The sequence below is a fragment of the Streptomyces sp. RLA131 genome, assembly GCF_056270125.1.
On the sequence record NZ_JBWDOQ010000002.1, the window covers coordinates 4885268 to 4907357 of the forward strand.

Genomic DNA, 22090 nt, shown 5'->3' on the forward strand with positions numbered 1-22090 from the left:
GGTTCGGGAAGGGATGGGGACGTTCAGGTCCGCCAGGGCAGTTCGGCGGCGATCGTGGTCGGCCCGCCGGCGGGGGAGTCCACGGCCAGGACGCCGTCCACCGCGCCGAGGCGTTCGGTCAGGCCGGCCAGCCCGGAACCGGCGGCGGTGGAGGCCCCGCCGCGGCCGTTGTCGAGGACATGGATCATCAGCCGGTCATCGGACCGCCACAGGTCGACCGTGGCCCGCGACGCCCCGCTGTGCTTGCTGATGTTCTGCAGCAGCTCGGAGACGGTGAAGTACGCGATGCCCTCGATCGCCGGCACCGGCCGGCCCGGCAGGTCCACCGTCACCGACACCGGGACCGTGCAGCGCGCCGCCAGCGAGGACAGGGCGGCGTCCAGGCCCCGGTCGGTCAGTACCGCGGGGTGGATACCCCGGGCCAGATCCCGCAGCTCCTGAAGCGCGAGCTTCACCTCGCCGTGCGCCTCGCCGACCATGGTGGCGGCGGCCTTCGGGTCCTCGTGCAGCTTCTCCTTCGCCAGCCCCAGCCCCATCGCCAGGGCGACCAGCCGGGCCTGCGCCCCGTCGTGCAGATCCCGCTCGATACGGCGCAGGTCGGCGGCGGCGGTGTCCACCACCGTGCCCCGGTCCGACTCCAGTTCGGTCACCCGGGTGGCCAGCCGGGACGGCCCGAGCAGCCCGGAGACCAGCAGCCGGTCCAGGTGCGCCATACCGCGCACCAGCCACGGCATGGCCAGCACCAGTGCCAGCCCGAAGCACGAGGTGAGCCCCACCTCGAAGGGCGAGTCCAGCCACCAGCTGTTGCCGTGCGCGTCCCCGTACACCTGCAGACCGGGCTGGTGGACGTAGCGGGGGAAGACCCACTTCCACAGGGGGTAGGTGAGAAAGCCCCAGCCGTAGGTGACCAGCGAGAGCGAGACGGTGGAGGTGAAGATCCCCCACGGGAAGTGCAGCAGGCAGTACAGCACGTGCCGCCACGACACCCCGTTGCCGAGCTGCGCCCCCAGCCAGGGCATGAAGCCGCGCGCCTTCGGCCGTACCGGCCCCGGCTCGGCCACCTCCAGCCGCAGCAGCGCCCGCGCCCGCGCCCGCTCCACGACCCCCAGGCCCCGGCAGCCCGCGAGCAGCAGCGCCAGGACGAAGACGCCCAGGAAGGTCACCAGCAGCCCCGCGCCCAGCGCGATCATCGTCACCGTCCAGACGAAGCCGATGATCCCCATCGGGAGGTTCAGCAGCAGATACGCGAGCTCCCGCCAGGTCCGGCCCTCGACCGGCGCGCGCAGCACCGCGGGCACCCGGTGCCCCGGGGTATCCGAAGGGAATCCGTACGCCATGGTCATGTCCGTCCGTCCTCGATGGGTGGGGTTCCGCGGTGGTTCCGTGGTGGTTCCGCGTCGGTTCCAGCCTGGTACGGCGGCGGCGCCCCGCCCATGGTGCGGATCGGCCTCTTCAGGCGGGGGATATCCCCACCGTCCGGGGCCGCCCGGTCAGCGGTCCCGCCAGGGGAGTTCGGCGGTGACGGCGGTGGGGCCGCCCGCGGGGGAGTCGACCACCAGCAGGCCGTCGACGGAGCCCAGCCGCCCGGCCAGGCCGGCCAGCCCCGAGCCGCCGCCGGCGGAGGCCCCGCCCTGACCGTCGTCGCGGACCTGGATCATCAGCCGGTCGCCGGAGCGCCAGAGCTCGACGCCCGCCGTACGGGCCCCGCTGTGCTTGCTGATGTTCTGCAGCAGTTCGGAGACGGTGAAGTACGCGATGCCCTCGATCGCCGGGGCCGGCCGGGCGGGCAGGTCCACCGTCACCTTCACCGGGACCGTGCAGCGCGCGGCGATCGAGGACAGGGCGGCGTCCAGGCCCCGGTCGGTCAGTACCGCGGGGTGGATGCCCCGGGCCAGGTCGCGCAGCTCCTGAAGCGCGAGCTTCACCTCGCCGTGCGCCTCCTCGACCATCCGCGCGACCTGGTCGTCGGCCTCGCCCTCCAGCAGCTTCTCCTTCGCCAGCCCCAGATCCATCGCCAGGGCCACCAGTCGGGCCTGGGCCCCGTCGTGCAGATCGCGCTCGATACGGCGCAGGTCGGCGGCCGCGGTGTCCACCACCGTGCCCCGGTCCGACTCCAGTTCGGCGATCCGCCGCTCCAGCTCGTCGGAGGGCTGAAGCAGCACCCTGACCATGGCCCGGTCCGCGTTGGCCAGGCCGCGCGCTATGAAGGGGAGCACCGGCCAGGCCACGAAGAGCGACACAAGGGTCACGGCGAAGGTGGTGATGCTCCACGGCAGCCGCATGAAGAAGTACAGGGCGTGCCGCCACCCCACCGGGTCCGTGATCGACGTCCGCAGCCAGGGCAGGAAGCCGAGCCGCCCGACCCGCAGCGGCCGGGGCTCCTCGACCCCCACCGCCAGCATGCCGCGGGCCCGTCCGCGCTCCAGCCGCCCTGCCAGCCGGCACCCGGCCAGCCCGACCGCCAGCAGCGGCAGCCCGACCACGGTCACCGACAGCCCGATGCCGAGGACGAGGACGACCACGACGTAGACGAAGCCGATGACGTCGACCGGCAGATTCACCAGCAGGTAGGCGATCTCCTTCCAGGTCACCCGGTCGAACGCGAAGCGTGCGGGCGGCAGTGAAAGGGGTTCGGCGCTCTGTGGCTGGCTCATGAGCCCAAGCCTGCCGGGCGGCCGGTGTCTCGCGCCATGGGGTGCGTACGAGGGGGATGGTGGGGTTATCCCGAGGCCGACGCGGCCCCGTCGCGGCCCCGGACGCGGCCCCGACGCGGCCCCGACGCGGCCGAGGACGCGGCTCGGTACACGGCCGCGGACGCATTTCTGGCCCATCTGGTTGCCCGGCACCCCGGGGGCAGGGCCTACACTCCGTCCGTACAGATCCTCTAAAGATCCACCGGGATCGCTGGACAACGAGCGAACGACGAGAATCGAGGGGCGGACGGACGTGGACTACTTCCACGGCTACTCGGTCATCGGCCTGGTCGCGGTGGTCGGGGTGCTCTTCGTCGCCGTGGCTTTCGGCGCCGGGCGGCTGCTGCGACCCGACCTGCCGACGCCGGAGAAGCTGCTCACGTACGAATGCGGGGTCGACCCGGTCGGCGAGGGCTGGGCGCACACCCAGATCCGCTACTACGTCTACTCCTTCCTCTATGTGATCTTCGCGGTCGACGCGATCTTCCTCTTCCCCTGGGCGACGGTCTTCGCCGCCAAGGGGTTCGGCGCGACGACGCTGGTGGAGATGTTCGTCTTCCTCGGCTTCCTCGCCGTCGGCCTGCTCTACGCCTGGAAGAAGGGGGTTCTGGAATGGACGTGAACATCCCATGGACGTGAACACCCCGGTGAACCTGCCCGAGCCCCGGCGGCTGGGCACGCTCGCCCGCCTGGCCCCCGAACCCATGAAGGTGGTCCTGAACTGGGGCCGCCGCTACAGCCTGTGGGTCTTCAACTTCGGGCTGGCCTGCTGCGCCATCGAGTTCATCGCCGCCTCCATGTCCCGGCACGACTTCATCCGGCTCGGCGTCATCCCCTTCGCCCCCGGGCCGCGCCAGGCCGACCTGATGATCGTCTCCGGCACGGTCACCGACAAGATGGCCCCGGCCGTCAAGCGGCTCTACGAGCAGATGCCCGAGCCGAAGTACGTGATCTCCTTCGGTGCCTGCTCCAACTGCGGCGGCCCCTACTGGGACTCGTACTCCGTGACGAAGGGCGTCGACCAGATCATCCCGGTCGACGTCTACGTCCCCGGCTGCCCGCCCCGGCCCGAGGCGCTGCTGCAGGGCATCCTCAAGCTCCAGGAGAAGATCGCCCGCGAGTCGCTCGCCGACCGCTACGCGGAGCCCCGGCCGCCCTCCGCCGCCCAGCTGAGCAGCGGCCTTGTCACGGAGGACGGCGGATGAACCCCTACGACCGGCTTCCGGACGCCGCGGCCGAGCTCTTCGGCGAGGAGGCCACGGCGGAGGAGGCGTACGGCCTGCTGACGGTGGACGTCCCCGCCGGCTCGTGGATCGCGGCCCTGGAGACCGCCCGCTCCACCTTGGGCTGCACGTTCTTCGACTGGCTGAGCGCCGTCGACGAGCCCGGCACCGGCTTCCGGGTCTGCGCGCACGTCGTCGCCCTGGGCGAGGGCCGGGTGCGCCGGCTGCTCGTCCGTACCACCGTCCCGCACGAGGCCGCCGCCCTGCCGACCGCCACCGGCGTCTACGCGGGCGCCGGCTGGCACGAGCGCGAGACGCATGAGATGTTCGGCATCGGCTTCACCGGCCACCCGCACCTGCTGCCGCTCCTGCTCCCCGAGGGCTTCGAGGGGCACCCGCTGCGCAAGGACTTCGTGCTGGCCGCGCGCGTCGCCAAGACCTGGCCGGGCGCCAAGGAACCGGGGGAGCCCGCGGCGGGCGCCGCGCACGGCGGGCCCAAGCGCCGCACGATGCTGCCGCCGGGCGTCCCCGACCCCAACGACTGGGGCCCGATGAAGGGCCAGCTCCCGCCCGCCCCGGCGAGGCCCGCCCGCGGCGCCCGCGCCGGTGCGGGCGCGGGTGCGGCTGCGGCTGCCGCCGGCGCCGGCGAGCGGCCCGCCCGGCGGGCGCGCTCGGTGAGCGAGGGTTCCGCCAGCCAGGCCGCCGCCCCGGACGCCCCGTGGGAGCGGCCGCGCGGCGCCGCGCAGGCACCGACCGGACCACCCGACGCTCCCACCGCTCCCGACTCTGACAAGCGACCCGCAGAACCACCGGCAGAACCACCCGCTGAACCACCGGCGAAGCCCGCCGCGGAGCCCGCCGCGGGCGAAGGAGGCCAGGACCAGTGAACGACGTGCTTGATGTCGCCCTGCGACTCGTCGCCGTGCTCGTCGTCTTCCTCACCCTCCCCCTGGTCGTCGGCCAGACCGAGCACAAGGTCATGGCCCATATGCAGGGCCGCCTCGGCCCGATGTACGCGGGCGGCTTCCACGGCTGGGCCCAGCTGGTCGCGGACGGCGTGAAGTTCGCGCAGAAGGAGGACGTGGTCCCGGCCGACGCGGACCGCAGGATCTTCCAGCTCGCGCCCGCGGTGGCCCTGCTGCCGTACCTCCTGGTCCTGATCGCCATCCCGGTCGGCCCGCACGGCTTCGTCGGTCAGGCCGTCGACGCCGGTCTGTTCTTCGTACTGGCCGTGATGGGCGTCGGCGTACTGGGCTCGCTGATGGCGGGCTGGGCGTCGGCCAACAAGTTCTCCCTCCTGGGCGGTCTGCGGACCGCCGCCCAGCTGATGGCGTACGAGCTGCCGATGCTGCTGGCCGCCGCCTCGGTGGCGATGGCGGCGGGCACGCTCTCCCTCCCGGGGATCGTGGAGGCGTACCACTGGTGGTGGACGCCCTGGCAGCTCGTGGGCGCCGTGGTCTTCTTCACGGCGGGCCTGGCCGAGCTGCAACGGCCGCCCTTCGACATGCCGGTGGCCGACTCGGAGATCATCTTCGGCGCCTACACCGAGTACACCGGTCTGCGCTTCGCGCTGTTCCTGCTCGCCGAGTACGCGGGCATCGTCGTGCTGTGCGCTCTGACCACCGTCCTGTTCCTCGGCGGCTGGCACGGGCCGTGGCCGGACAGCGTCGGCTGGCTGTGGACGCTGCTCAAGACCTTCGCCCTCGCCTTCGTCGTCATCTGGCTGCGGGTCACCTACCCCCGGATGCGCGAGGACCAGCTCCAGAAACTGGCCTGGACCGGGCTCATCCCGCTCGCCCTGGCCCAGATCGCGCTCACCGGCGTCGTCAAGGTGGTGATCTCCTGATGCCCGTTCCCGGCTCCGGCCTGGCCAAGGGTCTCGCCGTCACTCTGCGTACGATGACCCGCCGTTCGGTCACCGCGCAGTACCCGGACGCGCAGCCAGAACTGCCCCCGCGCAGCCGCGGTGTCATCGCGCTGTTCGAGGAGAACTGCACGGTGTGCATGCTGTGCGCCCGTGAGTGTCCCGACTGGTGCATCTACATCGACTCCCACAAGGAGACGACGCCGGCCGCGGCCCCCGGCGGCCGCGAGCGCAGCCGCAACGTCCTGGACCGCTTCGCGATCGACTTCTCGCTCTGCATGTACTGCGGGATCTGTATCGAGGTGTGCCCGTTCGACGCGCTCTTCTGGTCCCCGGAGTTCGAGTACGCCGAGACCGACATCCTCGAACTCACCCATGAGCGCGACAAGCTCCGCGAGTGGATGTGGACCGTGCCGGCCCCGCCGCCGCTGGATCCCGGTGCCGAGGACCCCAAGGAACTGGCCGCCGCGCAGAAGTCGGCCGAGAAGGCCGCCGCCGCGCAGCAGCAGCCGGCGCCGCCGCAGTCGCAGCCGCAGGAGGGCGACGCGTGACCCTCGCAGCCGCACACCCGGGCTTTCTCTCCCCGACCGGTGTCGAGATCGTCTTCGTCCTGGTCGGTATCGCGACCCTGGGGGCCGCCCTGATCACCGTGAGCACCAAACAGCTGGTGCACGCCGCGCTGTGGCTGGTGGTCGCGCTGGGCGGGCTCGCCGTCGAGTACCTGCTCCTCACCGCCGAGTTCATCGCCTGGGTCCAGGTCCTGATCTACGTGGGCTCCGTGGTCGTCCTCCTGCTCTTCGGGCTGATGCTCACCAAGGCGCCCATCGGCCGTTCCCCCGACGCCGACTCGGGCAACCGCTGGGTCGCCCTGGTGGTGGCCGCGGCCTCGGCCGGAACCCTGGTCTGGGTGGTCGTGGACGCCTTCCGGGCGACCTGGATCGGCCTCGACGGGCCCGTGCAGGGATCGGCCCGGGTCACCGGGCAGTTCCTCTTCCAGCACTGGGTGCTGCCGTTCGAGGCGCTGTCCGTCCTGCTTCTCGCCGCGCTGGTCGGCGCCATCGTGCTCAGCCGTAAGAACGGAGCGCGCTGATGCACCTCGTCTATCCCGCCGTGCTGGCCGCCCTGCTGTTCTCCGTCGGGCTGTACGGCGTGCTCGCCCGGCGCAACGCGATCCTCGTCCTGATGTCGGTCGAGCTGATGCTGAACGCGGTCAACCTCAACCTGGTCGCGTTCGACGTATGGCTCCGTGACACCCTGCACGCGGGCCAGGCGCTGACCCTGTTCGTCATCGTCGTGGCCGCCGCCGAGATCGGCATCGGCCTGGCGATCGTGCTGCTGGTGTACCGCAACCGCGGCACGTCCGACGTCGACAAGCTCACCGACCTCGCCGACCGCGAGGAGAAGGCAGAGGCCGCAGCGTGACCGTGACGACCCTGGCCGTCCTCGTCCCCCTTCTTCCGTTCCTCGGTGCCGCCGCCTCCCTGTTTTTGGGCAGGCGTGCGCCCGGCTTCGCCCAGCCGATCGCCGTGCTGCCCACCGCCGGCGCCTTCGTGCTCGCGGCGATCGTGGCGGTACGGCAGGGCAGCGGGCCGGCCACCGACGCCGCCCACCAGCTCACCCCGACCGGCTCGGTCCCCATCGACCTGGCCCTGCACCTGGACGGGTTCGCCGTCCTGATCGCCGTGCTCGTCGGCCTGGTCGCGACCTGCGTGCAGGTCTACTCCACCGGCTACCTGCGCGACGACCCGCGCTATGTCTCCTACTCCGCCCTGGTCGCCCTCTTCACCTCCGCGATGTTCCTGGTCGTCTACTCCGGCGATGTGATGGTGCTGCTGGTGGGCTGGGAGATCATGGGCATCTGCTCGTACTTCCTGGTCGGCCACTACTGGGAGACCGAGGCCGCCCGCTCCGCCTCGATCAAGGCGTTCCTGGTCACCAAGCTCGGTGACGTCCCCTTCCTGATCGGTCTGTTCGCGCTGGCCACCGACGCCGGCACGTTCCGGATCAACGGCATCCTCACCGCCGCCACCCACGGCGAGCTCAGCCATCCCACCGTGATCGCGCTGCTGCTGCTGGCCGGGGTGGCCGGCAAGTCCGCCCAGTTCCCGCTGCACACCTGGCTGCCGGACGCGATGGCCGGCCCCACCCCGGTGTCCGCGCTGATCCACGCCGCCACCATGGTCGCGGCGGGCATCTACTTCGTCGCCCGCCTGCTGCCGGTCTTCGAGACCTCCGCCGCCGCGATGGCGGTGCTGGGCGTCATGGCCGCGGTGACCATGATCGGCTCCGGGCTGGCCGCGCTCGCCCAGGACGACATCAAGCGGGTGCTGGCCTACTCGACGATCGGCCAGCTCGGCTACATGGCCGGCGCGCTGGCCGTCGGCGACCGCGGTGCCGCCGTCTTCCACCTCCTGTCGCACGGCGCCTTCAAGGCGCTGCTCTTCCTCGGCGCCGGTGTGGTCATCCACGCCGCCGGCACCAACTCGCTCGCCGCGATGTCCCGCATGGGCGACCTCGGCAAGCGCATCCCGGACGCCATGTGGACGATGGGCATCGCCCTGGCGTCCCTCGCCGCACTGCCCCCCTTCTCGGGCTTCTTCTCCAAGGAGTCCGTGCTCCGGGCCGCCGAAACGGCCTCCGAGGGCCACACCGCCCACATCCCGTCCGCCGTCGGCTGGACGGTCCTGGTCGCCGGCCTGGTCACCGCCCTGCTCACCGCGGGCTACGCCACCCGCCTGTTCCTCCTCGTCTTCCGGGGCCAGGGCCCCGAGGTCGCCGACCACGGCCACGAGCCGGTCGTGATGAACGCCGTCCTGTGGGTGCTGGCCGTCCCCACCCTCGGGTTCGGCCTGATCTCCCTCGTGCCGAAGGTCTTCGACCTCCCCGCCTGGTTCGACGGAGCGGAACTCGCCCCGACGCTGACCACCTCCGTCCTCGGCATCGGATTCGCCCTCGTCGGTGTCCTCGCCGCCTACGGCGCCTGGCAGGCCACGGCCGACCGCCGCCGTACGCCGATCGGAGCGGTCGTCGCGCCGCAGCCGGCCGGCGCGGAGCCCGCAGGCGTGGAGCCCGCACTCGTGGAGGAGGCGGCCATCGACACCCACGCCCAGGTCTACGGCGACATCGCGGCCGCACAGGACCCCGGCGACCCCGGACGCCTCCTGCTCGGCCCGCTGCACCGCCACGCCGCCCACGGCTTCCACCTGGACGCCCTCTACTCGGTGCTCTTCGTACGCCCCGTGCTCGCCGCCGCCGGCCTGGTCCGCTTCCTGGACCGTGAGGTCGTGGAGACCTACGTACGCGGCTCGGGCGCGGCACCCCGGCTGCTCGGCGCGCTCGTCCGCCGTACCCAGACCGGCAACGTACAGACCTATCTCAGCGTGTTGCTGGCCGGCTCCGTCGTGCTCGCCGTCCTCGTCGCTGTCGGAGCGTGAGCCGTGAACCACACCGTTCTCCAGTACCTGCTCGCGGCCACCGTCGTTCTGCCGCTGCTCGGCGCGGCCGGGGCCCTGCTCCCGCCGCCACCCGGTCTGCGCGGGCGGAGCCCCGACCAGGCCGTCCTGCGGCACGGCGTGACCGTCACCGGTCTCGTGCTCGCGGTGACCGTCGCCCTCGCGGCGGGCTTCGACCACGACCACCCCGCCACGATGCAGGCGAGCACCGACATCAGCTGGATCCCGGCGCTGGGCATCCGGATCCACCTCGGCATCGACGGCATCAGCCTCCCCCTCCTGGTACTGACCGCGCTGCTGACCTTCCTCTGCGCGGTCTACAGCTACTTCAAGATGCCTGCCGGCCCCTCTCCCAGGGCCTTCGTCGCGCTTCTGCTCCTCCTGGAGTCGGGCACCCTGGCGACCTTCGCCGTACTCGACCTGATGCTGTTCTTCCTGGCCTTCGAGACGGTCCTCATCCCGATGTACTTCCTCATCGCCCGCTGGGGCGGCGACCGCCGTGAGCGGTCCGCCCTGCGTTTCATCCTCTACACGCTCCTCGGTTCCGTGGTCATGCTGCTCGGCCTGCTCCTCATCGGGCTGAAAGCGGGCACATTCGACATGGTGACACTCGCCACTGACAGTGCCCGCGGAGTACACCTCAGTCACACCACGCAACTGATCGCCGCCCTCGCCATCGGCATCGGCCTGGCCGTCAAGGCCCCCATGTGGCCGCTGCACAGCTGGCTGCCGGACGCCCACACCTCCGCGCCCACCGTCGGCTCGGTCCTCCTGGCGGGTGTCCTGCTCAAGATGGGCACCTACGGATTCGTCCGGATCCTGCTCCCCGTCACCCCCGGCGCGATGCGGACCTACGGGCCCTACCTGGCCGCCTTCGCCGTGATCGGCATCATCTACGGATCCCTCGCCTGCCTGGCGCTGGCCAGGCAGGGCGCGGGCGGTGACCTCAAACGGCTCATCGCCTACAGCTCCGTCGGCCACATGGGCTTCGTGCTGCTCGGCATCGCGTCCCTGACCCCCACCGGCGTCAACGGCGCGCTCTTCGCCAACATCGCCCACGGCCTCATCACCGGCCTGCTCTTCTTCCTGGTCGGCTCGCTCAAGGACCGCTACGGCTCCACCGACCTCGACCGCCTCGCCGGCCGGACCGGCGCCGCGCTCTACGGCCGCGCACCCCGCCTCGGCGGGCTGCTGGCCTTCGGGGCCGTCGCCTCCCTCGGCCTGCCGGGGCTGGCCGGGTTCTGGGGCGAGATGCTCGCGATGTTCGGCTCCTTCGATCCCGCCCCGGGCCTGCACCGGGGCGCGTATCTGACCTTCACCGCCATCGCCGCCTTCGGCACCCTGCTCACCGCCGCGTATCTGCTGGTCGTGGTCCGCCGGGTCTGCATGGGCGAGCGGACCACCGCCGAGGCCACCGAACCGGTCCTCGCCGACGTGCGGAGCTACGAGTTCGCGGCCTGGACCCCGCTGGTCGCGCTCACCGTCATCGCCGGGCTCTGGCCGGCGCTCCTGCTCGGCCTCACCGACCCGGCCGTGCGTACCCTCCTCGGAGGCAGCTGATGGGTTCCCTCGTCCAGTCCGTCGACTGGATCGCGATCGCGCCGCCGGTCGTCGTGGCCGTGTTCGCGCTGATCGTGCTGGTCACCGACCTGTTCGTCAGCGAGCGGCGCAAGCCGCTGCTCGGCCTGCTCACCGTCGGCGGCCTCGCCCTGGCCGGGCTGAGCCTGCTCCCGCTGCTCGACGGCGACCGCAGCACCTTCTGCCTCACCACCGCCGGCCGTGACTGCAGCTACGTCGCCGACCACTTCACCCTCGTCGTCCAGCTGCTGGTCATCGGCGGCGCGCTGCTCACGGCCCTGGTGTCCTTCCACACGATGGACGAACTGCCGGCCGGGGAGTACTGGTTCCTGCTGCTGTCCTCCGCGTCCGGCGCGGCCCTGCTGCCCGCCGCCCGCGACCTGACGACGCTGGTCATCGCCCTGGAGGTCGCCAGCCTCCCCGCCTTCGCCCTCGTCGGCATCAGGCGCGGCGACCGGCTCGCCGGCGAGGCCGCGCTGAAGTTCTTCCTGTCCTCCGTCGCCGCCACCGCCGTCACCCTTCTCGGCGTCAGTTTCCTGTACGCGGCCACCGGCACCCTGCACCTCACCGCCCTGGCCCACGGCCTCACCGGCGTCGACCCCCGGCTGGACACCCTCGCCAAGGCGGGCGCAGCCCTCACCATCGTCGGCTTCGCCTTCAAGCTGGCCGTCGCGCCCTTCCACTTCTGGGTGCCCGACACCTACACCGGCGCCCCGCTGCCCATCGCCGCCTATCTGTCGGTCGTCGGCAAGGCGGCCGGGTTCTCCGGCCTCATCCTCGTCACGGTCGTCGCCCTCAAGCCGTACGCGGACGTGTGGGGCCCCGCCGTCGCGGTCCTGGCCGCACTGACCATGACCGTCGGCAATGTCGCCGCCCTGCGCCAGCGGCCGGACGTCTCGCGCAGCGCGGTGCGGCTGCTCGCCTGGTCCTCCATCGGCCAGGCCGGCTATCTGCTGGTTCCGGTCGCGGCGGCCGCGTACGCCGGCACCGCCGAGATCGGCACCACCATCGCCTACGCGCTGATGTACGGCGCCGTGAACCTCGGCGCCTTCGCCGTCGCCGCCCTGGTGGCCCGCTCCGCGCCCGACAACCGCCTCACCGACTACCGGGGGCTGTACGCGAGCCGCCCCCTGGCGGCCCTGTCGCTGGCGTTCTTCCTGCTCTGCCTGGCCGGGCTGCCGCCAGGGGTCATCGGGCTGTTCGCCAAGGTCGCGGTCTTCTCCTCGGCCGTGGACGCCGGGCTCGGCTGGCTCGCCGTCATCATGGCGCTGAACGTCGTCGTGGCCCTGGTCTACTACCTGCGCTGGACCGCGCTGCTGTTCGCCAAGCCCGAGGGGGCCGCCGTACCGGCGCGTCCGCCCGCTCCGCTCACCGCCGCCATCGCCCTCAGCGCGGTCCTCGGCATCGCCCTGTCCGGCGCCCCCCAGCTGGTCCTCCGCTTCGCCACGGCGGGGCTGCTCTGAGGGCCCCGCCCCGAGGCCCACCGTGAGCCCGCTGTGACCCCGCTGTGAGGCGTGCACAAGGGAACTAACGTCTTTCCGGTGGCGTTGCCCCCTACGGGAGGTTCTCCTGAAGTGGAGAGAACTCAGCAGGGGATCTTGGAGGACGCACCGTGCACAGCCGGCACAACGGGCTCAAGACCGCCGTACTCCTCGGCGGACTGTCGGCACTCATCCTGGTCATCGGCAGCTTCTTCGGCCGTACCGGACTGATCGTCGCGCTCGTCGTAGCCCTGGGCACCAACGCCTACGCGTACTGGAACAGCGACAAGCTGGCTCTACGCGCGATGCGCGCCCGCCCGGTCAGCGAGTTCGAGGCCCCCGCGCTCTACCGCATGGTGCGCGAGCTCTCCACCGCCGCCCGCCAGCCCATGCCCCGGCTGTACATCTCGCCGACCGAGGCCCCCAACGCCTTCGCCACCGGCCGCAACCCGCGCAACGCGGCGGTCTGCTGCACCGACGGCATCCTGCGCATGCTCAACGAGCGTGAGCTGCGCGGTGTCATCGGCCATGAACTGAGCCATGTCTACAACCGCGACATCCTCATCTCCTCCGTGGCCGGCGCCCTCGCCTCCGTGATCGTCTTCCTCGCCAACTTCGCCTGGCTGATCCCCTTCGGCCGCTCCGACGACGACGACGGCCCCGGTCTGTTCGGCATGCTCGCCCTGATGGTCCTGGGCCCGCTGGCAGCCTCCGTCATCCAGCTCGCCGTCAGCCGCTCCCGCGAGTACGAGGCCGACGCCTCCGGTGCCCGGCTCACCGGTGACCCCCTCGCCCTGGCCAGCGCCCTGCGCAAGCTGGACGCCGGCACCAAGCAGCTCCCGCTGCCGCCCGAACCGCGTCTGGAAACCACCAGTCATCTCATGATCGCCAACCCGTTCCGTCCCGGCGACGCGTCGAAGCTCTTCTCGACGCATCCGCCCATGGCCGAGCGCATCGCCCGGCTGGAAGAAATGGCAGGTCACCGATGAGGACGTTGCTCAACATCATCTGGCTGATCGTCTGGGGCCTGTGGATGGCCATCGGCTACGCCCTGCTGGGGCTGCTGATGTTCGTCTTCGTCATCACCATCCCGTGGGGTATCGCCAGCCTCCGTATCGCCAACTACGTCCTGTGGCCCTTCGGCCGGACCACCGTCGAACGCCCCGACGCCGGCGCCGCGTCCTTCGTGGGCAACCTCATCTGGCTGATCCTCGCCGGTATCTGGCTCGCCCTCGGGCACATCATCGCCGGCATCGGCTTCTGCCTGACGATCATCGGAATCCCGTTCGGCATCGCCAACTTCAAGATGGTCCCGATATCGCTGGTCCCGCTCGGCCGGGAGATCGTCGACCTCTGACGTCAATATGTGACCCAGGTCACACAGTTGCGCCCTGAACCACCCACCGTCCTCCCACGTGTTCGTCAGGAACCGCCAAGAGGACGGAGTGAGTGGATGGCGGCATTGTGGTCCCGCACTCGGCAGCGCACCAGTGACGAGGTGCTGATCCGATCGCTCTACGAAGAACACGGGGCCGCGCTCCTGGCGTACGCGACCCGGCTCACCGGTGACCGGGGGGCCGCCGAGGACGTGGTGCAGGAGACGCTGATCAGGGCATGGAAGCACCCAGAGGCGCTCGTCAACGGCAAGGGGTCGGTGCGCGGCTGGCTGCTCACGGTCGCCCGCAACATCATCACCGACCGCTACCGGGCCAGGGCGGCCAGGCCGACCGAGGTGGCCGAGTCCCCGGCGACCCCGCCCGTGCAGCAGGACCACGCCCAGCAGGTCGTGGACTCGTTGGTCGTCATGGAGGCACTGGACCGGCTTTCGCCGGATCACCGCGACGTGCTCCTGGAAATCTACTTCCGGGGCCGGAGCGTCGCCGAAGCCGCGAAAAAACTCGGAATACCGCCGGGTACCGTGAAATCCCGGTCGCACTACGCTCTCAAGACCTTGAGAGAGGTCTACGCGAATAAGAATGCGAACACGCAGAAACCGGTCGCACTGCGGGAGGTGGCGGCATGAGTACGACGCAGCACGACAGCGGGCGTCATGACAGCGAGCAGCTCACCGCCTATGTCCTCGGCGTCCTCGGCGAGCAGGAGGTGAGGGCCGTGGACGAGCACATCGCCTCCTGCGATCCGTGCCGCGACGAGCTGGCCGAGCTGCGGGAGATGGAGCAGGCCCTCGGTGAGGTGCCGCCCGAGGCGTTCGTCGACGGCCCCCCCGAGGGCGGGCACCTGCTGCTCCAGCGCACCCTGCGACGGGCCCGCGCCGAGCGCGCCGGCCGCGACCGGCGCCGGTACGCCGCCATCGGTGCCGTCGCCGCGGCCGCGGCGGGGGTCGTTCTCTACGGCGGCGTGCTGATCGGCCAGAGCGGTGCCCCGGGGGCCGTGGTGTCGCTGCCCACGGCGTCGGCGTCCACGGCGTCGGCGTCCACCGCGCCGGGCTCGACCGCGCCCGTCGGTGTCAGGGTGGTCTCGGCCACCGACCCGGGCACCAAGGCCGGTCTCACCGTGCGGGTCACCCCGGCCGCCAGGTGGGTCCGGGTCAACGCCTCGGTCACCGGGGTCCCGGCGGGGCAGCGGTGCCGGCTGGTGGTCGTCGCCAAGGACGGCAGCAGGGAGATCGCCGGAAGCTGGGTGGCCGGCGAGGAGGACGGGCACGGCAAGCCCGCCGGCCTCGACGGCTCCGCGGCCGTGGCGCCCGGGGACGTCGCCTCCGTACTGGTCGAGAACACCGACGGAAAGCAGTACGTCTCCGCCTCCCTCTGAGGGCCCCCGGCCCCGAAGCCCTCGGAATCCCCTTGAATTCCTTTGAATTCCTGCATTTCCCTGGGTGTCCTGATTTTCCAGGACGAACACGGCACCGCCGGACTTCTCCCGGCGGTGCCACGTTCATTTCCGGCCGTATTTCCGCGCGGGGTGAAGCGGAATTGCCCCGTCGAATTCCGGGGATTCCTGCGTGTGCCCCGGAGCGGTGGTAGTGTCCCCGACGATCTACGCAACGGAGTCGGGCGACCCCCTGCCGTAACCACGGCGGGCCGCCGGCTCCGGGATCGCATCGTCTCAGGGGGAGCGTTCGATGTCCGGCGGGGAGTACGTGCCGCAGTACCATCCGGCGGGTTCCGACGGCGAGCTGCGCCTGGCGCTGGAGGACTTACGCACCGGCCGCTGGCGTGAGACCAGGGAACTCCTCGCCCGTACCGGCGACGACTGGTCGTTACGCACCGCCCGCAGCCAGGTCCTCGCCGTGGCCGCCGCCCGGACCGACGCGGTCGCCGCCTGGCTGGCCGAGGACCCCGCGAGTGCCGACGCCGTGATGATGGAGGCCCGGGTCATGGCGCAGCGGGCGCTCGCCGCCCACCGCGCCGGCCATCGCGACGCCGAACGCCTCGCCGCCCGGGCCCGCCTGGTGGCCCACGACGCGGCACGGTTCGGCCCCGCGGACCCCGTCCCCTGGGTGTGCCTGCTCTCCCTGGCCCTGGCCGACATCGGCCAGCACCTCCCGGAGCACCGTGTCCCGCCGCCGGAAGGGCTGTTACCCACCGGCCCATGGGGCCTGCTCGAAGAGGTCTACCAACGGGACCCGTACAACCGCGAGGCCTGGCACCGCATGCTCCAGGTCTTCTACGCCCGCAGGATCAACGCCTTCGACTACGTGCGCTGGGTGGCCTCCTGGGCGCCGCCGGGCTCCGCCCTTCTCGTACTGCCGCTCTATGCCTACGCCGAGGACTACCGCTCCCGGCTGCGCAGCGGCGCCGCAGGCGGACTCGCCCTCTACTGGATCAGCGAGCAGGTCACCCACTACACCGCCCGCGCCCTGCACGACTGGTTCCACCGGTCGGCTCCCGCCGGCCGCTCGCCCCTCGACCTCAACCACCTCGGGCACGCGCTCTACGCGGGTGGCTTCGACGGGGGCTCCGATGTCTTCCGGGCCATCGGGCCGCACGCCACCCCCACTCCCTGGCAGGACATCGCCGACGCCCCGCAGCGCTGGGAGGAGGAGTTCCAGCGCGCCGGCCGGCACTTCCTGGGCGCCGGATCCCGCCCGTGAACACTCCCCCCGGAACGGGCCGGGCCCCGCCGCGCCCGCCGCGCCGCCGCGCCCGCCCGCCGTGCCACCGCCGGCCGTGCCACCGCCCGCCGTGCCACCGCCGGGCCCGCGCCTGATCCTCCGTACCGCCAGCCCAGTACCCCCGTACCCCCGTACCCCCGTCCCTTCCGCTCCCGACCGGAGGTCCACGTGTCCTTCTCCCAGCCGTCAGACGACGGTGTCCACGGCCTGAACGACGAGGCGATGCTGCGACGTCTGGGCTACCAGCCCGAACTCGCCCGCCGTATGGGCCCGTTCGGCAACTTCGCGATCAGCTTCTCGGTCATCTCCATCCTCTCCGGCTGCATGACCCTCTACGGCTTCGGCCTCGGCACCGGCGGCCCCGCCGTCATGCTGTGGGGCTGGGTCGGCGTCGGGCTCATGGTGCTGCTGCTCGGTTCCGCCCTCGCCGAGGTCACCAGCGCCTACCCGACCTCCGGCGCCCTCTACTACATGGCCGACCAGCTCGGCGGCCCGCGCTGGGGCTACTTCACCGGCTGGTTCAACCTGCTCGGCCTGCTGGGCGGCATAGCCGGCATCGACTACGGGGCGGCGGCGTTCACCGGGGCGCTGCTCAACCTCCAGTTCGGCTTCACGCCGACGCCCGGCAGAATCCTGGTCATCTTCGCGGTCATCCTGCTGCTGCACGCCGCGCTCAACCTGTTCGGCGTCCGGCTGGTCAGCATCCTCAACTCGGTCAGCGTCTGGTGGCACCTCGGCGGGGTCGCGGTGATCGTCGGCGTGCTCGCCGTCGTGCCCTCGCACCACCAGTCCGCCGGGTTCGTCTTCGGCCACTTCGCCAACGGCACCGGCTGGACCAGCCCGCTCTACGTCGGCGCCCTGGGGCTGCTCCTGGCCCAGTACACCTTCTGCGGTTACGACGCCTCCGCCCACCTGTCCGAGGAGACCACCCAGGCCCAGGTCAGCGCGGCCAAGGGCATCGTCCACTCCATCCTGTGGTCGTGGGTCGCCGGCTTCGTCCTGCTGGCCGGCCTCACCTTCGCCATCCAGGACTACGCGGGCACCGTCGGCTCGGCCACCGGTGTGCCGCCCGCCCAGATCTTCCTGGACGCGCTCGGCGAGGGCGGCGCCAAGGCGCTGCTGCTGGTGGTGATCGTGGCCCAGCTCTTCTGCGGCAACGCCGAGGTCGCCGCCGCCTCCCGGATGGTCTTCGCGTTCTCCCGTGACGGCGCCATGCCCGGGTCCGCGCTCTGGCGCCGGGTCAGTGGCCGCACCCGCACGCCGGTCAACGCTGTCTGGCTCGCGGTCGGTGTCGCCTTCGTCCTCGCCCTGCCGTCCCTGTACTCCCCGACCGCGTACACCGCCGTCGTCGCGATCAACGTCATCGGCATGACCCCGGCCTACGCGATCCCCGTCTACCTGCGGCTGCGGGCCGGCGACCGGTTCGTCCCCGGACCCTGGAACCTCGGCCGCTGGAGCAGGCCGATCGGCTGGACCGCCGTGGTCTGGGTGGTCCTGGTCACCGTTCTCTTCTGCCTGCCCCCGGTCTCCCCGGTCACCGCCAAGTCCTTCAACTACTCGGTCGTGGCGCTGCTGGCGGTCCTGGCCGTCGCCACCGTCCTGTGGCTGACCCGGGGCCGCCGCTCGTACGAGGTGCCGGTCTACGGATCCGCCGCCGAGCGCGCCGAGTTCGCCCAGGACGTCGTGTGAGCCCCGACGAACTGCGCCGCCGGACGGACAGCGGCGAGGTGGACACCGTCCTGCTCGCCCTGCCCGACCTCCAGGGCCGCCTCAAGGGCAAGCGGCACGGCGCCCGCCACTTCCTCGACCACGTACTCACCGACGGCGCCGAGATGTGCGCGTACGTCCTGGCCACCGACATGGACATGCGCCCGCTGGACGGTTTCGCGCTCGCCTCCTGGGCCACCGGCTACGGCGACCTGCGGCTCGTCCCCGACCCCACGACCCTGCGCCTTCTGCCCTGGCTCCCGCGCACCGCGCTGCTGCTGGCCGACGCCGTCGACGAGCACGGCCGGCCCGTGGAGGCGGCGCCGCGCCGCATGCTTCGCCGCCGGCTGGACGCCCTGGCGGCGCGCGGCATCCACGTCAGGGCGGGCATCGAGACCGAGTACGTCCTCTACCAGGGCACCCACGCCCGGGCCCACCGGCGCGGCTACCGCAAGCTCAGGCCCGCCGTCACCGACAACCTGGACTACGCGCTGGACCACCCCGCCCCCCTCGACCAGTACTTCCGCGAGCTGTCCGCCGCCCTCGCAGGGGCCGGGCTGCCCGTCGAGGCGATCAAGACCGAGGCCGCCCTCGGCCAAATCGAGGTCACCTTCCCGTACGGCGACGCGCTCGCCGCCGCCGACGGGCATCTGGTCTTCAAACACGCCGCCAGGCACCTCGCCGACCGGGCCGGCCTGGCCGCGACCTTCATGGCGGCCCCGCAGACCGGCGTCGGCAACGGCCTCCACCTGCACCTGTCCTTCTGGACGCAGGACGGCGAGCCGCTCTTCCCCGACGAGGACGGTGCCCTGTCCCCGCTGGCCCGGCAGTGCGTCGCCGGCCTCCTGGACGCCCTGCCGGCCCTCACCCCGCTCTACGCCCCCACCGTCAACTCGTACAAGCGCTTCGTGCCCGACTCGTTCGCCCCCACCCGCTACACCTGGGGCCGCGACAACCGCACCTGCGCCGTACGGGTCGTCGGCCACGGCCGCGGTCTCCACCTGGAGCTGCGCCTGCCAGGGGCCGACGCCAACCCCTACCTCGCCCTCACCGCGGCGCTCGCCGCCGCCCAGCACGGCATCGACCAGGACCTCAAGCCACCGCCCGCCGCCACCGGCAGCGCCTACCAGGACACCGGCTCCCCGTCGGTGCCGCCCACCCTGCAGGACGCGCTCGCCGTCTACCTCGACGGCGACCTTCCCGCGCGTCTGCTCACCCCCGACGTCGCCGCCCACCACGCGCACGCCGCCCGTACCGAACTGGACGGCCAGCGCCTGCAGGTGACCGACGCCGAGCTGCGCCGGGGCTTCTCCCGCGCGTGAGCCGCCGGGCCGGGGGCCGCCCACCGGGCCCCCGGCCGCGCTGCCACAACTTCTGAACGCGAACCCGAATCTTGACGCATGTTCAACAACGGTGCGTCAATGGGAACCGCGCTCGGACGCCGCATTCGATCGCATTCGATGACGCTGTGTAAAAGTCCTGGAACAGCACGCCGCGCGGGGGCGCCCGTCCCCGCGCTCTGAGAGCGCTCTCCCGAACGTCGTCCCCGACGAAGGGCCTTCACCCGTGCTTCCCGTCACCGCATCCAGCCATCCTCGACGCCCCCAGCAACCCCGACAGTCCCAGCAGCCCAAACAGTCCCAGCAGCCCCGCAGATCCTTACGTCTCCGCGGCCGCCGGGCCCGCCTCACCGTCGCCGCGCTGGCCGCCGCGACCGCCCTGCTCACCTTCGGCACCGCGCCCGCCCCCGCCTCGGCCCGGACCCCCGCCTATCTGGACGCGAAGCTTCCGGTGGCCCAGCGGGTGGCCGACCTGCTCGGCCGGATGACCCTGGCCGAAAAGGTCGGCCAGACCGCCCAGCCGGCCGTCGTCACCATGCAGGGCGACTGCAACTGGTCCGGCGGCGAACTCAGCCCCGCCTGCATGCAACGCATCCTCGGAGACCAGCACGTCGGCTCCGTCCTGTCCGGCGGCGGCGAGACACCGGTCAAGAACACGCCCAAGGACTGGGCCGAGATGGTCAACTCCGTGCAGAAGTACGCCCTCGACCACTCACGGCTGCACATCCCCATCGTCTACGGCGTCGACGCGGTGCACGGCCACAACAACATCCTCGGCGCCACCAAGTTCCCCCAGCAGCTCGGCCTCGGCGCCACCTGGGACCCGGAACTGTCCGAGCGGCTCGGCCGGGCCACCGCCGCCGCCGTCAAGGCCACCGGACCCACCTGGGACTTCGCGCCGGTACTCGACATCGCCCGCGACACCCGCTGGGGCCGCTACTACGAGACGTACTCCGAAGACCCCTACCTCGCCGGGTCGCTCGGCGCGAGCAACGTCAGGGGCCTCCAGCACAGCGGCCAGGTCGCCGCCACCGTCAAGCACTTCGCCGGCTACTCCCAACCGCAGAACGGCCACGACCGGGCTCCCGCCCAGCTCGACATGCGCTACCTCCAGGACACGATCCTGCCCGCCTACAAGGCCGCCGTCGACGCCGGCGCCATGACCGTGATGGTCAACTCCGGCGCCGTCAACGGCATCCCCGCCCACTCCTCGCACTACCTGCTCACCGATCTGCTGCGCGAGCAGTGGGGCTTCAAGGGCGTCGTCGTCAGCGACTGGGACGACGTGAAGAACCTCCAGACCGCCTACCACCTCACCGGCAGCTACGCCGACGCCACCGGCATCGCCGTCAACGCCGGCGTCGACATGGCGATGCTGCCGCCCGGCAGCGTCGACGGCTACATCGACGGCCTCACCCAGCAGGTGCGCGACGGCAAGGTCAGCACGGCCCGCCTCGACCAAGCCGTCTCCCGCATCCTCACCCTCAAGTACCGGCTCGGCCTCTTCGAACACCCCTACGTCGACGCCGCCAAGGCCGACGCCGCCGTCCTCGGCACCGACAAGGCCCTCGCCGTACGGGCGGCGACCGAGTCGATGACCCTGCTGCGCAACGACGACGACGTACTGCCGCTGTCCACCGGCGCGGGCACCGGCAAGGTCGTCGTGGCCGGCCCCGGCGCCGACTCGGTACCGGACCAGAACGGCGGCTGGACCATCGGCTGGCAGGGCATCCCCGACGGCGTCACCGACCCGGGCGTCACCGTCTACGAAGGGGTCAGGGAACTGCTCGGCGCGGACCGCACCGTCCTGGCCGGCACCGCCGACGACGCCGTCGCCCGCACCCAGGACGGCGACACCACCGCCGCGGTCGTCGTGGTCGGCGAGAAACCCGGCGCCGAGGGCGTCAACGACAACGAGACCCCGGAACTGTCCGCCGCCCAGCAGACCCTGGTCGACCGCCTCCAGGCCACCGGCAAGCCGGTCGTCGTGGTCGTCCTCGCCGGCCGCCCCCTGGTCCTGGGCGACGCCGCCGACGCCGACCAGCTGCTGATGGCCTGGCTCCCCGGCAGCGAAGCCGGCACCGCCGTCGCCGACGTCCTCTTCGGCCGGGCCGACCCCAGCGGCCGCCTCCCCGTCTCCTGGCCCAGGACCGTCGGCGACCAGCCCATGTACTACCAGCAGCTCCCCGGCACCAACGGCGGCGCCAGCTCCGGCTACGACCCGCTGTTCGCCTTCGGCTCCGGCCTCTCCTACACCACGTACGAGGTCCGCGACCTCACCCTCGCCGACGCCACCGTCTCCCGCGACGGCACCGTCAGAGCCGCCGTCGAGGTCGCCAACACCGGCACCACCGACGGCGACACAGTGGTGCAGCTCTACGCGAAGCAGCCCCCTGGCGCCGTCCTCACCCCGCCCACCCGGCTGGCCGCCTACACCCGCGTCCACCTCAAGGCCGGCCAGAGCCGGACGGTCACCCTGACCTTCCCCCTCTCCCGGCTCGCCGTCACCACCGGCGACATCGCCGGCAACGGCCCGCGCTCCGTACGCCCCGGCTCCTACGAGCTCTCCGCCGGCGCCCGGACCGCGGCCCTGACCGTCCACTGACGGCGAGGGCGGCGCGGCCCACCGGCCGCGCCGCCGTCGCCCCCACCTCACCTCACCTCGCCGGCGACCGGC

Annotated in this window: 20 protein-coding genes; 18 read left to right on the plus strand and 2 right to left on the minus strand. The window is 72.0% G+C overall.

The window, feature by feature from the left end; translation table 11 throughout:
- Positions 1 to 23 precede the first annotated feature (23 nt).
- Together RWE79_RS23155 and RWE79_RS23160 are read right to left on the minus strand one after the other, a co-directional pair.
- Positions 24 to 1337, minus strand: coding sequence for a sensor histidine kinase (locus RWE79_RS23155; protein WP_475946040.1), 1314 nt, complete (start codon positions 1335 to 1337; stop codon positions 24 to 26).
- A gap of 153 nt (positions 1338 to 1490) precedes the next feature.
- Positions 1491 to 2654: a sensor histidine kinase gene (locus RWE79_RS23160; RefSeq protein WP_475941978.1), complete on the minus strand. Its 1164-nt coding sequence runs from the start codon at positions 2652 to 2654 to the stop codon at positions 1491 to 1493.
- Positions 2655 to 2946: 292 nt separating this feature from the next.
- On the opposite strand from RWE79_RS23160, the gene RWE79_RS23165 reads away from it, so the two are divergent.
- The 18 genes from RWE79_RS23165 (at position 2947) to RWE79_RS23250 (ending at position 22018) form a co-directional block, all read left to right on the plus strand.
- Positions 2947 to 3315, plus strand: coding sequence for an NADH-quinone oxidoreductase subunit A (locus RWE79_RS23165; protein WP_475941979.1), 369 nt, complete (start codon positions 2947 to 2949; stop codon positions 3313 to 3315).
- A gap of 7 nt (positions 3316 to 3322) precedes the next feature.
- The gene (locus RWE79_RS23170) at positions 3323 to 3898 is read left to right on the plus strand and encodes an NADH-quinone oxidoreductase subunit B (RefSeq protein ID WP_475941980.1); all 576 of its coding nucleotides are present in this window, start codon (positions 3323 to 3325) and stop codon (positions 3896 to 3898) included.
- Positions 3895 to 4803, plus strand: a complete 909-nt coding sequence (locus RWE79_RS23175; RefSeq protein ID WP_475941981.1) for an NADH-quinone oxidoreductase subunit C — start codon at positions 3895 to 3897, stop codon at positions 4801 to 4803. The genes RWE79_RS23170 and RWE79_RS23175 overlap by 4 nt, the downstream gene beginning before the upstream one ends.
- Positions 4800 to 5762 carry a complex I subunit 1/NuoH family protein gene (locus RWE79_RS23180; RefSeq protein WP_475941982.1) on the plus strand — a complete coding sequence of 321 codons (963 nt, stop codon included), beginning with the start codon at positions 4800 to 4802 and terminating at the stop codon, positions 5760 to 5762. Before RWE79_RS23175 ends, RWE79_RS23180 begins: the two co-directional genes overlap by 4 nt.
- The gene (locus tag RWE79_RS23185) at positions 5759 to 6331 is read left to right on the plus strand and encodes a NuoI/complex I 23 kDa subunit family protein (protein WP_475946042.1); all 573 of its coding nucleotides are present in this window, start codon (positions 5759 to 5761) and stop codon (positions 6329 to 6331) included. The genes RWE79_RS23180 and RWE79_RS23185 overlap by 4 nt, the downstream gene beginning before the upstream one ends.
- Positions 6328 to 6870, plus strand: a complete 543-nt coding sequence (locus RWE79_RS23190) for an NADH-quinone oxidoreductase subunit J family protein (protein ID WP_475941983.1) — start codon at positions 6328 to 6330, stop codon at positions 6868 to 6870. Before RWE79_RS23185 ends, RWE79_RS23190 begins: the two co-directional genes overlap by 4 nt.
- On the plus strand, positions 6870 to 7202 hold the full coding sequence (gene nuoK / locus RWE79_RS23195) for an NADH-quinone oxidoreductase subunit NuoK (protein ID WP_475941984.1): 333 nt from the start codon (positions 6870 to 6872) through the stop codon (positions 7200 to 7202). The genes RWE79_RS23190 and nuoK overlap by 1 nt, the downstream gene beginning before the upstream one ends.
- Positions 7199 to 9214, plus strand: coding sequence for an NADH-quinone oxidoreductase subunit 5 family protein (locus RWE79_RS23200; RefSeq protein WP_475941985.1), 2016 nt, complete (start codon positions 7199 to 7201; stop codon positions 9212 to 9214). The genes nuoK and RWE79_RS23200 overlap by 4 nt, the downstream gene beginning before the upstream one ends.
- A gap of 3 nt (positions 9215 to 9217) precedes the next feature.
- Positions 9218 to 10792, plus strand: a complete 1575-nt coding sequence (locus RWE79_RS23205) for a complex I subunit 4 family protein (protein ID WP_475941986.1) — start codon at positions 9218 to 9220, stop codon at positions 10790 to 10792.
- Positions 10792 to 12273, plus strand: a complete 1482-nt coding sequence (locus RWE79_RS23210; protein ID WP_475941987.1) for an NADH-quinone oxidoreductase subunit N — start codon at positions 10792 to 10794, stop codon at positions 12271 to 12273. Before RWE79_RS23205 ends, RWE79_RS23210 begins: the two co-directional genes overlap by 1 nt.
- Positions 12274 to 12422: 149 nt before the next feature.
- Positions 12423 to 13280 carry a zinc metalloprotease HtpX gene (gene htpX / locus RWE79_RS23215; protein ID WP_475941988.1) on the plus strand — a complete coding sequence of 286 codons (858 nt, stop codon included), beginning with the start codon at positions 12423 to 12425 and terminating at the stop codon, positions 13278 to 13280.
- A complete protein-coding gene (locus RWE79_RS23220) occupies positions 13277 to 13648 on the plus strand; it encodes a YccF domain-containing protein (protein WP_475941989.1) in 372 nt (123 codons plus the stop codon). Before htpX ends, RWE79_RS23220 begins: the two co-directional genes overlap by 4 nt.
- Before the next feature lie 96 nt (positions 13649 to 13744).
- Complete coding sequence (locus tag RWE79_RS23225) at positions 13745 to 14314, plus strand: sigma-70 family RNA polymerase sigma factor (RefSeq protein ID WP_475941990.1); 570 nt, start codon at positions 13745 to 13747, stop codon at positions 14312 to 14314.
- Positions 14311 to 15063: an anti-sigma factor family protein gene (locus RWE79_RS23230; protein WP_475941991.1), complete on the plus strand. Its 753-nt coding sequence runs from the start codon at positions 14311 to 14313 to the stop codon at positions 15061 to 15063. Before RWE79_RS23225 ends, RWE79_RS23230 begins: the two co-directional genes overlap by 4 nt.
- Positions 15064 to 15373: 310 nt before the next feature.
- Positions 15374 to 16345 (plus strand): hypothetical protein, encoded by a 972-nt coding sequence (locus tag RWE79_RS23235; protein WP_475941992.1) that lies wholly within the window; start codon positions 15374 to 15376, stop codon positions 16343 to 16345.
- A 243-nt stretch (positions 16346 to 16588) separates the two neighbouring features.
- A complete protein-coding gene (locus RWE79_RS23240; RefSeq protein WP_475946044.1) occupies positions 16589 to 18055 on the plus strand; it encodes an amino acid permease in 1467 nt (488 codons plus the stop codon).
- The gene (locus tag RWE79_RS23245; protein ID WP_475941993.1) at positions 18052 to 19395 is read left to right on the plus strand and encodes a glutamine synthetase family protein; all 1344 of its coding nucleotides are present in this window, start codon (positions 18052 to 18054) and stop codon (positions 19393 to 19395) included. The genes RWE79_RS23240 and RWE79_RS23245 overlap by 4 nt, the downstream gene beginning before the upstream one ends.
- Before the next feature lie 244 nt (positions 19396 to 19639).
- Positions 19640 to 22018, plus strand: coding sequence for a glycoside hydrolase family 3 N-terminal domain-containing protein (locus RWE79_RS23250; protein ID WP_475941994.1), 2379 nt, complete (start codon positions 19640 to 19642; stop codon positions 22016 to 22018).
- The last annotated feature ends 72 nt before the right edge of the window (positions 22019 to 22090 follow it).